This is a genomic window from Acinetobacter sp. HR7 (genome assembly GCF_000773685.1).
Taxonomy (GTDB): domain Bacteria; phylum Pseudomonadota; class Gammaproteobacteria; order Pseudomonadales; family Moraxellaceae; genus Acinetobacter; species Acinetobacter thermotolerans.
In genome coordinates, this window is record NZ_JPQO01000048.1 from 1 (window position 1) to 14,366 (window position 14,366).

Sequence of the window (14,366 nt, forward strand, 5' to 3'; positions counted from 1 at the left end):
ATCCAAAATTAAATTTATTTAAATCAGATGCTTACATATTTATGCAACAAAGCCCTTTAAATGTGACTTGTTCCATTTTAGATATTTGTTTAAGATAAGATATAACTCATTGAGATGTGTCATAGTATTCGTCGTTAGAAAACAATTATTATGACATTATTTCAATGAGTTATCTATTTTTGTCGTGTACAGAGATATTTTTTAATTAATTTTCAGATATTTGATTTTAAATTTTCAAAATTTCCTGCCAGATTCCTTGAAAATTTTCACCTCAAACACATATTTATTTTTGCATAAGGATGAACATTCATCTTTTGCTCTGTCGATGATGTTCATGACAGATCTGATTCTTAATATTAAAACTTTGCTGAACTCAGGAGGTTCTAATAATGAGTAACGTCAATCTTCATCCATTGTTCCGACGCAGTATCGGTTTTGACCGTCTGAATGACTTTATCGATTACGCCATGCAGAGCGATGCGCCAAACTATCCTCCTTACAACATCGAAAAATATGGCGACAACCAGTACCGAATTGTGGTTGCAACGGCGGGTTTTAATCAGGACGAGATGAATATCTCGCTGGAAAACCGCTTGCTGACAATTTCTGGTAAACCAGAAGCCGTTCAGACCGAAGGTGTGGAATACCTGCACAAAGGTATTGCCCGTCGCTCCTTCAAACTGTCACTGCGTTTAGATGAGCACATCGAAGTACAGCAGGCTGATTATGTCAATGGTTTGCTGATGATCGACCTGCAACGCATCATTCCGGAAGAAAAGTTGCCTCGACAAATCCCAATCGGTAAAAAATTACTGTTAGAAAATCCGGAAGCTACTGCTGAAAAGGACGTGACTGAAAAAACAGTCAATGCTGAATAAGCTATAAAAACAGAACGTGCTGGAAAGGCCCTGCGGGGCCTTTCGCTATTTCAAGCAATCGAAATCTGTTCCGGCAATAGTAGTGATCCCAGTTGCTGAATACTACGAATCAGATAATGCGGCTCATGTTTGACCAGTGCAGATTCGCTATTAAAACCCCAGGTTACCGCAGCGACAACAATGCCATTCTGATGTGCCGACTGAATATCAATAATCTGATCGCCAATATAAATCACCTGCTCCGGACTCAGCTTGGCCTGTTGTAAGATTTTTTTGATCTGTCGGCCTTTGCCATAAATCGAAGCATTAGTCTCTACCCAGTCAAATAGTTGAAATAACGCATTACCCAGATACTTGCGGCAGTTTTCTGAAGTGTTGGAAGTCACAATCGCCAGATGCACACCCTGCTGTTTCAACTGCATCAGTAAATCTGCAATACCCTCAAATAGTTCTGGCACCAGACCACGACGGCGCATTTCACGCTTGCAGTCATACATCAGGCGAAAAGTTTTAAATACGGAAAGATTGAGTTCACGACGGATTTGACGCGGTGGCAAGGCACGCAGATGTTCAATATGATCCTTATGCATCGGCGCGTAGCGGTATTTGCTGGCAAAACAATTTAATAGCTCAACAAACTGCTCAAAAGAATTTACCAATGTACCGTCTACATCAAAAATGACCAGTTGATAGGGTACTGTCGAATTATTTAAAAATGCCATAAGGCCATCATCCAATACTTAAAAACAAATTTCAAAAAGCATCCATTCCCGATTTATGTCTGTCATTCTTATAAGCACAATCCTGATGAAAAGCAATGCTCTATAAATACGCTGTTATTTTAGCCAGATTTCAGGATGGATGGTGATAACAGAAATTTAATGTTTTCTTCCCTACAAAGATACTTATGACTCTTTCTTTTTAAATTCCAAGAAAATAATATGAGTTAAGAACTTTATTAAAATTAAATAAATAATGAAAACTCAAAACCATTCTTATCCTATTTTTATTTTTCAGTGTATGTCCATTTGAAGCTTATATACACCCATAGGAGTCATATTGATTCTTTGGAAAATGGGACTCGATGATGGAATACCCTTCTTGGAGGTTTTAAACATCTTTATCAAAGAAGCTCCTCGTTCTTTGTGCTAGATGCTGGTTTCACTGGCTTGGTGAAATATACGGCTACATATTACCGAGTTTAAATTTATTACAGTGTGCTTGGTATTCCCACATGGTGGTCAATCAAACGTGAAGATATTACAAATAGTCGATTTAATAAGAAATATGACCCACCATATTATTATGTCAAACGAAAGCTAACACGCTTTGATACTCCTGAATCAGAACAGCATTTTAATTTTCATTATGGTACGGTGGAATTTATCTTTATTCAGAAAAGTTTACGCAACAGATTAAGACAGAGATTTGCTCTCATTAATCTAGGCAACTTCTCGAAAAATTACACCACTCAAATCGTGAATGACCTAAAGCAGCATTGGGATTTAAATACAGAAGTTTAAAAATAAAAAAGCCCTGCAATTGCAGGGCTTTTTTAACAGTCAGGGAGTGCTTACTTTTTCTTTTTAGGACCAAGCAGCATACCCATTTGACGGCCTTCCATCTTAGGTGCTTGTTCTACTACACCGACTTCAGCCACGTCAGCTTCAATTTTTTGCAATTGAGCCAGACCCAGCTGTTGGTGAGCCATCTCACGACCGCGGAAGCGCAGTGTGATTTTCACTTTGTTGCCTTCCTCAAGGAACTTCAGGATGGCACGCAATTTAACGTTGTAATCACCAACATCAGTACCAGGGCGTAGCTTGATTTCTTTCACCTGTACTTGATGTTGTTTTTTCTTCGCTTCTTTCTGCTTTTGTTTCAGATCAAACAAATGCTTGTTGTAGTCCATGATTTTACAAACAGGTGGCTCAGCATTTGCCACGATCTCAACCAGGTCAAGATCAGCAGCTTCTGCAGCGCGCAATGCTTCTGCAAGGCTGACAATACCTTTTTGTTCACCATTCTCGTCTACAAGACGGACTTCTTTAGCACGAATTTCATCATTCAACGCAGGACGGTTTGACTTGTTACCGCCCTGTTGATTACGGTCAGGCTGTTTAATCGCTGTTACTCCACAATGTACCGGCCGCGTTCGGCAACGGCTGCTTTTACCAAGTCAACGAAAGCATCGATTGACATGGTACCCAAATTTTTCCCTGAGCGCGTACGGACATTTACCGTACCTTCTTCTACTTCACGGTCCCCAAGTACCAGTAGATAAGGAATACGCTCTAAAGTACGTTCACGAATCTTAAAGCCGATTTTCTCATTTCTCAAGTCGGAAATCGCACGGATACCGCTTTCTTTAAGTTTTGCGACGACTGACTCACAAGCGGCTGCCTGAGAATCTGTAATATTCATGACACACGCCTGAACTGGTGATAACCAAGGTGGCATAAAGCCGGCGTAGTGTTCAATAAGTATACCAATAAAACGTTCAAAACTGCCAAGAATTGCACGGTGCAACATCACAGGCTGATCACGATCGTTATCTTCGGTCACATATGACGCATCAAGACGTTCTGGTAGATTGAAGTCACACTGGATGGTACCGCATTGCCATACACGGCCTAGGCAGTCTTTCAGTGAGAATTCGATCTTCGGACCGTAGAATGCGCCTTCACCTGGTTGAAGTTCCCATTCCAGACCAGCAGCATCCAAAGCATCTGCTAATGCTTTTTCTGCCATATCCCAAAGCTTGTCATCACCGACACGTTTTTCAGGACGTGTCGACAACTTCATTTGTACTTCTTCAAAGCCGAAGTCTTTGTATACGTCTAGTGTCAATTTGATAAAGTCTGCAACTTCAGAACCGATCTGATCTTTAGTACAGAAGATATGCGCATCATCCTGAGTGAAGCCACGTACACGCATAATGCCGTGTAAAGAACCTGATGGCTCGTTACGGTGACATGAACCAAATTCTGCCAGACGGATTGGCAGGTCACGGTAAGATTTCAGACCTTGGTTGAAGACCTGTACGTGACAAGGACAGTTCATTGGTTTTACCGCATAGTTACGGTTTTCTGAACTGGTAGTAAACATGTTTTCTGCGTAGTTAGCAGCGTGGCCAGATTTTTCCCACAGGGTGAAGTCAACGACTTGCGGCGTACGGATTTCCTGGTAGCCATTTTCTTGCTGCACTTTACGCATGTACTGTTCCAGTACCTGATAAATGGTCCAGCCATTTGGATGCCAGAACACCATACCCGGTGCTTCTTCCTGCATGTGGAACAGGTCTAGAGCTTTACCGATTTTACGGTGGTCACGTTTTTCAGCTTCTTCAATACGTTTGATGTATGCAGCCAGCTGTTTCTTATCAGCCCATGCTGTACCGTAGATCCGTTGCAGCTGTTCGTTTTTCGCATCACCGCGCCAGTACGCGCCTGACATTTTAGTGAGTTTGAACGATTTCAGGAATTTAGTGTTTGGTACGTGTGGACCACGACACATATCCACATATTCCTGGTGGAAATACAGACCCATCTGTTTTTCGTCCGGCATATCTTCAACCAGACGCAGTTTGTAGTCTTCACCACGTTCAGTGAATACTTTGATCACTTCGTCACGTGGGGTCATTTTCTTGATGACATCATAATCTTGATCGATGAGCTTTTTCATACGCTCTTCGATGGCTGCCAGATCGTCTAAAGTGAATGGACGTGGCATCCAGATGTCATAGTAGAAACCTTCTTCAATGACTGGGCCAATTACCATTTTCGCTTCTGGGAACAATTGCTTAACTGCATGGCCCACCAAGTGCGCGCAAGAGTGACGGATAATTTCCAGACCTTCGTCATCTTTAGGCGTGATAATTTGTAGTGTTGCATCTTCAGTAATCAAATCGCATGCGTCGACTAAACGACCATTCACACGACCCGCAACAGTATTTTTTGCAAGACCAGGACCGATGCTTTGAGCAACTTCCATTACTGATACGGCTTGATCAAATTGTTTTTGATCGCCATTCGGCAAAGTGATAATTGGCATAAGAAATCCTTAAGGAGTGATGCCCCGTACAATAGAGCATATCACCGCGAGATTATGATCGAGGAGAACCTCAAAAGATAAAAACGGTGGATAAATAAAAAAATCGCCTAGAATTTTACACGTCTCGGGCCGTTTAATAAACCGTTAATCCTTTTTTCTCCACCGGAATGCCGGTTTTGTTCATTTTGGAATGGCTCTTGCGATAATACTTTGTATTTTTAGCAGGATTTTCCTAGGCTTCATCCACTTACTTTATTTCATTTTTCTTTCAACATTATTCTCTAAAATTTTCCCACTGCTCATACTGCCCTCCTTCATAAGCATACAGAGAGGCAAACTGCGGCAGAATCGACTCGCTTTGTGCCGGACGGAAAAATACATAATCATCCACCTGAATCTGACAGCTAAACGGCACCTGCAATAATTCCTGATTACTACTGCGCCCATACAATCGATGTGGACGTGCACCGAGCGGATAGATACATTTACCGCGCCAGTAACCGCCATAGATACACACCGCTTTCTGCCGTGGTTGAAAATGGCTAAGCTTTTCCAGTCCCGGTAACTGCAACTGATCCAGCACTTTTAGCACCGGTGCCGCAATCCATAAGGCTGGCTGCATGTGTTCCAACCCTTCCAGGTCAAAATCAGTTGGCTTCAGCAACATGGAACCAAAGGATACATCATTACACACGGTTTGGATAAAGTGATGATGCAGCGTGCCACTACCAGCTCCGTTCAAACACAGACTGTCCGGGTCCAGTTCCGGCAGAGTCTGGCATATGATGTCGATAAAATCGAGATAACGTTGCTGGGACTTTTGATAAGTATGGACCGGAGAAAAAATCGCCTTGGGCAGTTTAGCTACATGCGCATCATAGCCCATCAAGCCACTCAAGCTGAGCTGCTCAGGATGACTTTTTATGATCGCCAGACAATCCATGAATTGTTCCATATCAGCCAGTCCACCACGATGCAGGCCGATATCAATCTCCAGATTGACCCGTAACTGTAAATTGTGTTCTTTGGCATAAGCCAGATACTGCCTGAGGCGATGGGATGAATCGATCAGCCACTGCACTTTAGGCAAATGCTCAGCCTGACTTTCCACAAAAGTTTTTAAACCTTGTAACGGTACCGGTTTACCCATCAGGATATCCGGCTCTCTGTAAGCATTCAGGATATGTAGCGCATGCGGCAGGTGAAATACCATAAAGGCTTGGGTATGCAAGGCTTTAGCAATGCGTTTTAGCAATACCGCATTGGCCAGTGACTTCACCACCAGCCGTGGCTTCAGATGCGTTGGAATTTTATTTTGTAACCAGTCAATATTCTGTTCCAGTGTAGGCACATCCAGAATCAGTTGCGGCTGGCCGTTACCCTGTTCTTTGAGACTCTTCTGGAGTTCCTGAAAATAATCAAGATAGACCATGTCATGCCCTCCTTCGTTCATTCAGGACGGAATGAACAGACACTCAAGATAAGGATTGAGCCATTTTCCTTCCGGGTCAAGCGCTTTCCGCAACTGCTGAAATTCCTCCCATTTTGGATAGAGTTCACACAGCTGCCGAGCTCGCAGTGTATGTAACTTGCCCCAGTGCGGACGCCCACCATATTTCAAAAAAATCGGCTCGACCAGATTAAAAACCTCCCGATAATTCTGCTTATAGAACTGGTGTACCGAAATCGAGACCGAATCACGCTGATAGAATGGACTTAGCCAAATGTCATCACCGCGCACATAGCGAAATTCAATCGGAAAAAACATGGGCACATTTTGTCGCCGCAACACTTCCATAATTTCCTCAAAACAGGCCAGCCCCTGTTTGACAGGCAGCTGATATTCCATTTCATTAAAACGGGTATTACGGACACTCGGAAAAATCCGGCTGGACCAGTCTACTGCCGTTGAAGGTCGAATAAAGATATTCAGCAGACGTTGCAACCAGGGATTCAGTCCCGGCCACAGTCGGGTCAGTTCACAGCACATTTTCAAAATAAAGTCTTCATCCATCCAGCCATCCGGACGGGCCTGTACTTCTTCTTCGGTTTCATCCAGTATTTTTAAAATGACATTGTCGGAATGGTTAAAGGCCCAGAATTCGACATGTCTATGCTGATGCTTCCACAAATCAATATTGGCATATAGCTCATTTAAGGAGCAGAGCCGGATCTGTTCACGCAAGCGGTACATCGGCCGGTTTTGCAGCTGAATCCGGGTCATGATCCCCAGACTGCCAAAAGCCACCCGCCCCGCAGTAAAAATTTCTGTATTTCCGGTTGAGCTACACTGAATCAGGCTTCCATCAGCCAGCATGAGTTCGAATTCAGAAACCAGTGCAGATAAACAAGGGAGTGTGATTCCGGTGCCATGTGTACCTGTGCCGATCGCACCTGCCAGACTCTGTTTATCAATATCGCCCTGATTCACCAAAGCCTGCTCAATAGTGGCCAGTTTTTCTCCTACATCATGCAGTCGAGTACCTGCCCAGAAAGTACTACGACATTGCTCGCGATCATAGCCACACATGCCCTTGAGCTGATCTAGACAGACCAGAACTTCATTGGTTTTTGCCAGGGCGCTAAAGGAATGACTGGCACCCACGACACGCAACTTGGGATAAACACGCACTAATCCCTGCAACATTTCCACACTATAAGAATGAAAAATATGAGGATTTGATCGCTGTGAGCCAGACCAGTTGGCCCATGTCTGTGCTGGTGCTATTTCCATAGCGGCTTCTTTCCACCCTATTTAACCCAATAAACCCGGGCGGCTATTCTTATTATTTTTAGGGTTATTGTTATGTAGTGCTCATCATGCGGCTTTTCTGAAAAAGAAGTCAATTTAAATGTCTGTAGAGATTTGTAAAACTTGTTTTTTTATAAATACTTGCAAAGTAATTTGATTTTAACAGTCATTAATCCACGAAAATAAATCCTGATTATTGGGCAGCTTATAACTATGCGCTTATTAGCGCCTACCGTTTATCTCCCTCTAATCCATTTTTCTATATTTATAGAGGTGTCCGACATACAAAGTAACAGTTCTGCTGAATTAGGAAAAATCTGTAAAAACAAAAATCTACAACTAAAAATATGACCTATAGGTCAGGCTCGACTAAAGCATAAATGTCAAACCGGTACAGAATTGCTAGATTTAGAGTAATTACACAATAATTATTTTATTCATGGAGTAGAACAATGGTCAGTGCATACGACGAATTACCACGCACACCAGCAAATTTTGTGGCGCTTTCACCTTTACGCTATCTCGATCGTGCGGCCTATATCTATCCCAACCAGAATGCCATCATTCATGGCCAGCGTGAAATCACCTGGCGTGAAACTTATAAACGCTGCCGTCAGTTTGCCCATCAGCTGCAACAACTTGGTGTAGGCAAGAATGATACCGTTTCTGTGCTATTACCGAATGTCCCAGCCATGATCGAAGCACACTTTGCGATCCCGATGGCAGGTGCAGTACTGAATACCCTCAATACCCGTCTGGATGCCAAGACACTGGCATTTATGCTAGAACATGCAGAAACCAAAGTTTTGCTGGTCGATCCTGAATTTACTACTCTGGCGCAGGAAGCGCTAGCACTGATCAAGCAGGATATCTATGTCATCGATGTTGCAGATGAAAATTATGAACTGCCAGGTACTCGTATTGGTCAGATCGAATATGAAGACTGGCTGGCCAAAGGTGATCCAAACTTTGAATGGCACCTGCCAGGCGATGAATGGGATGCGATCAGTCTAAACTATACTTCAGGTACAACCGGCAACCCGAAAGGTGTGGTCTATCACCACCGTGGTGCCTATATTAATGCGGCGAGTAATATCATTGCCTGCGGTATGACCCCGCGTGCGACTTATCTCTGGACCCTGCCGCTATTTCACTGTAATGGCTGGTGTTTCGCCTGGACCATGGCGGCCAACGGCGGTACCAATATCTGTCTACGTAAGGTTGATCCGGAACTGATTTTCCAGTTGATTGCCAAACATAAAGTTGATTATTTCTGTGGTGCACCGATTGTGCTGTCAATGCTGATCAATACCCCCGCAGAGAAGAAAACCCAGTTCGATCACCGCGTCGAAGTCATGGTCGCTGGTGCTGCCCCTCCAGCAGCCATTATTGAAGGCATGCGTAATATCGGCATTAATGTGACTCACGTGTATGGCTTGACTGAAACCTATGGCCCTTCTGCCCTATGTGCTTCACAAGCGGGTTGGTCAGATCTGTCGATTCAAGAACAGGCACAGTTACACTCACGCCAAGGCGTACCGTATCCACTGCAAGATGGTATGAAGGTACTGGACCCTGAAACCATGCAGGAAGTGCCACATGATGGTAAGACTCTTGGTGAGATCATGTTCCGTGGCAATATCGTCATGAAAGGCTATCTAAAAAACCCTGAAGCGACGGCGGAAGCCTTTGCCGGTGGCTGGTTCCATACCGGTGACCTCGCGGTTTGCCAACCGGATGGTTATGCCAAGATTACTGACCGTTCTAAAGACGTGATCATTTCTGGTGGTGAAAATATTTCTTCATTGGAAGTTGAGGAAGTGCTATATCAGCACCCTGCGATCCTGACAGCTGCCGTCGTAGCGAAACCGGACCCACGCTGGCAGGAAGTGCCTTGTGCCTTCATTGAACTAAAAGAAGGCTTCGACGTGACACCTGAAGAAATTATGGAATTTTGCCGTCAACATCTGGCACGCTTCAAGGTACCAAAAGATGTGGTAATTACTGAAATTCCGAAAACTTCAACCGGTAAGCTGCAAAAGTTTGTGCTGCGTGAATGGGTCAAAGAACGCTCGTCTGGTGAATTTAGCTAATCATCTGTGATTGTGTTGATGATGCAGGCAAGGTAAAGGATACTGAACCTGCAAATTTTTATCGCTGACAGCGAGTCTGGTTCCCAGTCCAGAACACTCCTGTCAGCGTTTTTTATTATCTTCAGAAATTTAATAAACCTTAGCTTTCTTAGGAGTTAAAGCTCAACCTATCGATGATTTAAGTAAGACAGGAAATAAAAAGAAGCTATTTTTAGCTTCTTTTTTATAGGGAACATCAATCTAGAATGTCGACCAACCACTCCATTCCATAAAACGGTACAACCAGTATTTCCAGCGCGAGTCATCCTGATACGCGGCATAATCTAGACTGGCGTTTCGACCATCCTGATTCGACCAAGAACTATCAAAATAACGCTGGGCCTCCACAAAAACCGCAGACTGGGGCGAACCCACCACACGCATATCAGTCTCCAGATTATAGTTTTTCAAATTACGGGCGGTGAAATTGGCTGAACCCAAAATCATCTCGGCCTGCGAACCATTACGCTTGATCATGATCTTGCTGTGGCACTGTTCGCCCTGCGTATTGCACCAGCGGACATCAATACCAGCCTGATGCAATTCATGCGCCACCTGACGGTTGGGCACGCCATTTTTCTGACGACCAAAGGCATCCTTATTGGGATCTAACAAGATACGCATTTTTACACCACGTTCGTGAGCTGCCAGAAGTGCTTTAATAATTTTGCGTTCCGACAGGTAGAATACAGCCAAATCGATATGATCGCCTTTTTTCGCAGTGTTAATCAGATTTAAGGTCGCATCATAAATGCCCTTTTCCGTCAGTACCTGTGCCTGTGGCTCGGTTTTCGCCGCTTCAAATTCACCGGCAATGACTGCAGGCATATTGGCACCTGACATCATGCCGACACTCTGTTCAGTCTGTAGAAGATCTAGGGCAGTTTTGCCTTTGACCACCAGTGCAATATTGGAATGGCGTGAACTACCATCATGCGGGTTCATGGAAGTGACCAATCCCTTCCAGCCGTCATCTGTATCGACGACCAAAGTTTTACGGTGATTGGCCTTGAAATTCAGCAAATTAAAATAGCTGCGCAGGGTAATTTTTTCGTCACCAAAGGGATTCGGCAGCCAGCCTTTCTGCGGATTATTGCCAATACCCTGACAGCACAAATACCAGAAACCCGACCACATCGGATTGGAAGCACGTAACGGTGTTAGATCAGTTTCAATCACATCAACACCATGCTGGCGTAGCTGCCGGTAATGTTCAGGCGAAATCCCGCCATAAACTGAATTGATCGGATCGGTAATCAGCTTCACTTCCAGTTCAGGATTGAGAATGCGCTTGTTGATCAAGGCATCGGTAAGCTGCTTGGTTAGCTGCTCATGTTCCAGCTTGGATTCCCCAACTTCAGTATTGAACAGAAACATGTCCAGCACGATCAGGCTTTTGGCCTCCTCGATCATGCCTAGCATTTCCTTGAAAATATGGTGATCCAGCTGCTGCTTGCCCTGAGCATCAATATAGGTCTGATCTGCCAGAAATTTCACTTCAGAATGACGTAATTGGCCCGTGTAATTCAAACCTTCTGGCAATGGCTTGAAGGTGTGATACAGCGCTGAACCCAGATAACTTATCGCAAGCAATATAAGGATAACTGCCATATAGCGGCGTCCTGACCAATTTAGTTTATTATGAATTCGCTGAAAGATACGCATATAAAAAAACCTAACCCAATATAATCAGGCTAGGTTTTATCTGATGATTTTTCAAGTCATTTTCAGTGTTTTGGCCAGGATGCAGCCATTCACACATGTTAAATCCTTAGAAATCGTACTCGAGACCCACGGTAAAGTTACGTCCCACTTGCGGAATATTCGACAGGAATGAGGTATGAGAATAAACCTGATCATCCAGCAGGTTATTGGCTTTTAAATACACACTATAAGCATTTCTATCGGCAATGGTATTGGCATAGCTTAAGCCGACATTAACCATATTGTAGCCTTGGGTTTCATCCTCAAAGTCTGCAAACTTATCCTGCTTGAAGACATGGTAATACTCTGCCAAACCTGACCAGCCATCAGCAAAATCAGCTTCAACTTTGGTACCTAAACGGCCTGCCGGGACACGTGGTGCATTTTCACCATCAATCTTGCCACGGACATAGTCACCAAATACACCCAGCTTATAGGTGTCATTCAGTGCATAAGTCGCTTCTGCTTCTGCACCATAGAAACGGGCTTTGTCTTGGGTATATTGGATACCACGTAAATTGCCTTTTTTCGCAACAGTTGCACCGTATATATAATCATCAAACCAGTTGTGATAAACATGTGCATGATAATTGAGCTTGTCTCCTTCATAATGGAAGCCAAGTTCTAAGTTGTTTGAAGTTTCCTTATCGATATTCGGGTTACCAACTTCAAAAGTATTGGTCGCAAAGTGCATCCCATCGGCATACAGTTCCTGTGCCAACGGTAAACGCTCTTGATGAGAACCCACAATAGAAAGTTTATAGTTCGGTACAAACTCCCAGTTCGCTGCTGCTGATGCAGAGTAGGCAGTACCAGAATAATTCTTTTGTTCAGCATCAACATCAATGGTTTGATGATCGATACGCGCACCGACTTCAAGATGCACATCACCCACTTGTTTATGCTCTAAAGCAAACAGGCTGTATTTTTTGGTATTCGTATTGGCCATTAAAATATTATGATCATGTCCTTCATGTGCCGCATGATGTTCACTATGATCGTGGCCTTCATCTTCATGCTCATTGTGGTCATGACCTTCTCCGCCAGCTAAATCAATTTTTTGCTGACTAAACTGGGTACCGATCACACCTTCCCAACCAGCAACAGGAACATGCACCAGTTCTAAACGTGCATCATAACCACGGCTTTTGAAGTTGCTAACCACTTCATTTTCTTCGAGTTCATCATGCTCATAATCGGTAAAGCTAACATGGGCACGTAATTGTTCAAAACCGGCAAACGGTTTATCAAGCTCGGTTCGTAAATCATAACGCTCGAATTTTAAATCCACCCATGGTCCACCAGCATGATCATGTTCATCTTCATGATCTGGATCTGGTTTTGGACAATGAAAATGATCGTTGTGTAACTCACATCCATGATATTCATGGCTATGCCCCGGCAAGCCATATTCATCCTGACGGTTGCTATAAGACAGGCCGACAAAACCACGGTCATGAATCCATGAACCACCAATATTTACAGTCTGGCCTTCCGAGAAAGTATTTCCTACACGACGTTCTTTTTCCAATTCACCGTCATGATCATGAAAATAATCTGGAGCAATATAGTCATTGGCTTTGTGTTTAGAACCTTCTACCCGCAAGGCAAAGTTCTCACCAATACCTGCGGTCACACCAGCACTAGCCAGCTTTTCATCGCCGCCCGAGTTGTAACGTAGTCCAACTTTACCTTCTAGACCATCTTCCGGCATTTGGGTTGGAATTTTCTGGTCAGTGACATTGACCAGGCCACCAACAGTTCCAGCACTATAAAGTAAAGTTGAAGGTCCACGAATTACCTCAACCTGTTTAGCCAGAATCGGATCGACCGTCACGGCATGGTCAGGTGATAGAGTCGAAACATCCGCAGTTTCAGAAGCATGCTGTAATACTTTTACTCGCGGTCCATCTTGTCCACGAATGACCGGACGGCTCGCACCAGTACCATACTGATTGGAATACACGCTTAATTGGTTAGCTAGAGCATCTCCAATAGTAGTTGCACCTTCAGCCAGCACTTTCTGATCAATTACCTGATCAGCCAAGGCAAAGTCTGCCGCTGTCTGTACTAAAGGATGGGCCTGAATCTGAATGGTTTCCAAGGTTTGTACCGGTCCAGCGGATTGTTCTGATTGTGCCCAAACGGCTGGCGTGACAACTGCAAAAATGGAAAGTGTTATTAAGTTCTTATGAAACGACATGACCCAAGCTCAAAATGATCAGAAATAGAATAACGTTATAATATAACATTTCATTACTTTTACAATCACTTCTTTTGATTTAGGCTATACTTCAGACTTGATTTTATTATTTAGATTCTAATTCGCACCTAGTACATTTCTATATATGCCCTTTACCTTATCCCATGCCGTACTCGCTCCCCCGCTCTCAAAATTAACAGGTCATCGCTTACCTGTAGCCGCATTGGCGATTGGCTGTATGGTACCGGATTTATATCGGTTGTTTGTCAGATATGGGTATGATGATCCCTATTTAGCACATTACTGGAGTTCATTACTTTATCCCGATTTAATACTAGGGCTTTGTTTCAGCTTTTGCTGGTACATCTTATATCGCCCGGTCATTTATCGTTTTTGTGGCATCCAACATCCCTTAAATATCAATAATTTTTTTAGTGCTTTTAAATTTGGTCTTGGCACCATGTTTGCTGTACTTATTGGTGTCTGTACGCATATCCTTTGGGATGGTCTGACCCATGCAGATTTTCGCACTGTTATATTCAAATCTTTTTTATCAAAAGATATTTCCTTATTTGGGCATATTTATCCCTTACACCGCACCCTACAAATTGGTAGTTCAATCCGGCTTTGTTGCACAAATAGAC

At 43.6% G+C, this 14,366-nt stretch carries 10 protein-coding genes; 3 read left to right on the forward strand and 7 right to left on the reverse strand.

Going from position 1 to position 14,366, the window contains the following annotated elements; genetic code table 11:
- The first annotated feature begins 389 nt into the window (after window positions 1-389).
- Complete coding sequence (locus GW12_RS03405; protein WP_034583392.1) at window positions 390-878, forward strand: Hsp20 family protein; 489 nt, start codon at window positions 390-392, stop codon at window positions 876-878.
- 50 nt (window positions 879-928) lie between these two features.
- Here the strand turns inward: GW12_RS03405 and GW12_RS03410 are convergent, their stop codons facing one another.
- The 5 genes from GW12_RS03410 to GW12_RS03430 form a co-directional block, all read right to left on the reverse strand.
- Window positions 929-1,600: an HAD hydrolase-like protein gene (locus GW12_RS03410; RefSeq protein WP_081403447.1), complete on the reverse strand. Its 672-nt coding sequence runs from the start codon at window positions 1,598-1,600 to the stop codon at window positions 929-931.
- A gap of 851 nt (window positions 1,601-2,451) precedes the next feature.
- Window positions 2,452-3,003, reverse strand: a complete 552-nt coding sequence (infC, locus tag GW12_RS03415) for a translation initiation factor IF-3 (RefSeq protein WP_081403448.1) — start codon at window positions 3,001-3,003, stop codon at window positions 2,452-2,454.
- A gap of 5 nt (window positions 3,004-3,008) precedes the next feature.
- On the reverse strand, window positions 3,009-4,931 hold the full coding sequence (thrS, locus tag GW12_RS03420; RefSeq protein ID WP_034583394.1) for a threonine--tRNA ligase: 1,923 nt from the start codon (window positions 4,929-4,931) through the stop codon (window positions 3,009-3,011).
- A gap of 274 nt (window positions 4,932-5,205) precedes the next feature.
- Window positions 5,206-6,363 carry an alanine racemase gene (locus tag GW12_RS03425; protein WP_034583395.1) on the reverse strand — a complete coding sequence of 386 codons (1,158 nt, stop codon included), beginning with the start codon at window positions 6,361-6,363 and terminating at the stop codon, window positions 5,206-5,208.
- Between the two features lie 21 nt (window positions 6,364-6,384).
- Window positions 6,385-7,665 carry a D-arabinono-1,4-lactone oxidase gene (locus GW12_RS03430; RefSeq protein ID WP_034583397.1) on the reverse strand — a complete coding sequence of 427 codons (1,281 nt, stop codon included), beginning with the start codon at window positions 7,663-7,665 and terminating at the stop codon, window positions 6,385-6,387.
- 470 nt (window positions 7,666-8,135) lie between these two features.
- Between GW12_RS03430 and GW12_RS03435 the strand changes: the two genes are divergently transcribed.
- Window positions 8,136-9,776: an acyl-CoA synthetase gene (locus GW12_RS03435; RefSeq protein WP_034583399.1), complete on the forward strand. Its 1,641-nt coding sequence runs from the start codon at window positions 8,136-8,138 to the stop codon at window positions 9,774-9,776.
- Between the two features lie 240 nt (window positions 9,777-10,016).
- Here GW12_RS03435 and GW12_RS03440 read toward each other — a convergent pair whose 3' ends face one another.
- Window positions 10,017-11,480: a phospholipase D family protein gene (locus GW12_RS03440; RefSeq protein ID WP_034583400.1), complete on the reverse strand. Its 1,464-nt coding sequence runs from the start codon at window positions 11,478-11,480 to the stop codon at window positions 10,017-10,019.
- Between the two features lie 106 nt (window positions 11,481-11,586).
- The gene (znuD, locus tag GW12_RS03445) at window positions 11,587-13,722 is read right to left on the reverse strand and encodes a zinc piracy TonB-dependent receptor ZnuD (RefSeq protein ID WP_034583402.1); all 2,136 of its coding nucleotides are present in this window, start codon (window positions 13,720-13,722) and stop codon (window positions 11,587-11,589) included.
- A gap of 145 nt (window positions 13,723-13,867) precedes the next feature.
- Between znuD and GW12_RS15295 the strand changes: the two genes are divergently transcribed.
- On the forward strand, window positions 13,868-14,366 hold a 499-nt coding region (locus tag GW12_RS15295), incomplete at its 3' end, for a DUF4184 family protein (RefSeq protein WP_152598518.1).

What these genes read in the sequence shown, in the direction of transcription:
- GW12_RS03405 (WP_034583392.1), top strand. Translation starts at nt 390, where the DNA reads ATGAGTAACGTCAATCTTCATCCATTGTTCCGACGCAGTATCGGTTTT.
- GW12_RS03410 (WP_081403447.1), bottom strand. Translation starts at nt 1,600, where the DNA reads ATGGCATTTTTAAATAATTCGACAGTACCCTATCAACTGGTCATTTTT.
- thrS (WP_034583394.1), bottom strand. Translation starts at nt 4,931, where the DNA reads ATGCCAATTATCACTTTGCCGAATGGCGATCAAAAACAATTTGATCAA.
- GW12_RS03425 (WP_034583395.1), bottom strand. Translation starts at nt 6,363, where the DNA reads ATGGTCTATCTTGATTATTTTCAGGAACTCCAGAAGAGTCTCAAAGAA.
- GW12_RS03430 (WP_034583397.1), bottom strand. Translation starts at nt 7,665, where the DNA reads ATGGAAATAGCACCAGCACAGACATGGGCCAACTGGTCTGGCTCACAG.
- GW12_RS03435 (WP_034583399.1), top strand. Translation starts at nt 8,136, where the DNA reads ATGGTCAGTGCATACGACGAATTACCACGCACACCAGCAAATTTTGTG.
- GW12_RS03440 (WP_034583400.1), bottom strand. Translation starts at nt 11,480, where the DNA reads ATGCGTATCTTTCAGCGAATTCATAATAAACTAAATTGGTCAGGACGC.
- znuD (WP_034583402.1), bottom strand. Translation starts at nt 13,722, where the DNA reads ATGTCGTTTCATAAGAACTTAATAACACTTTCCATTTTTGCAGTTGTC.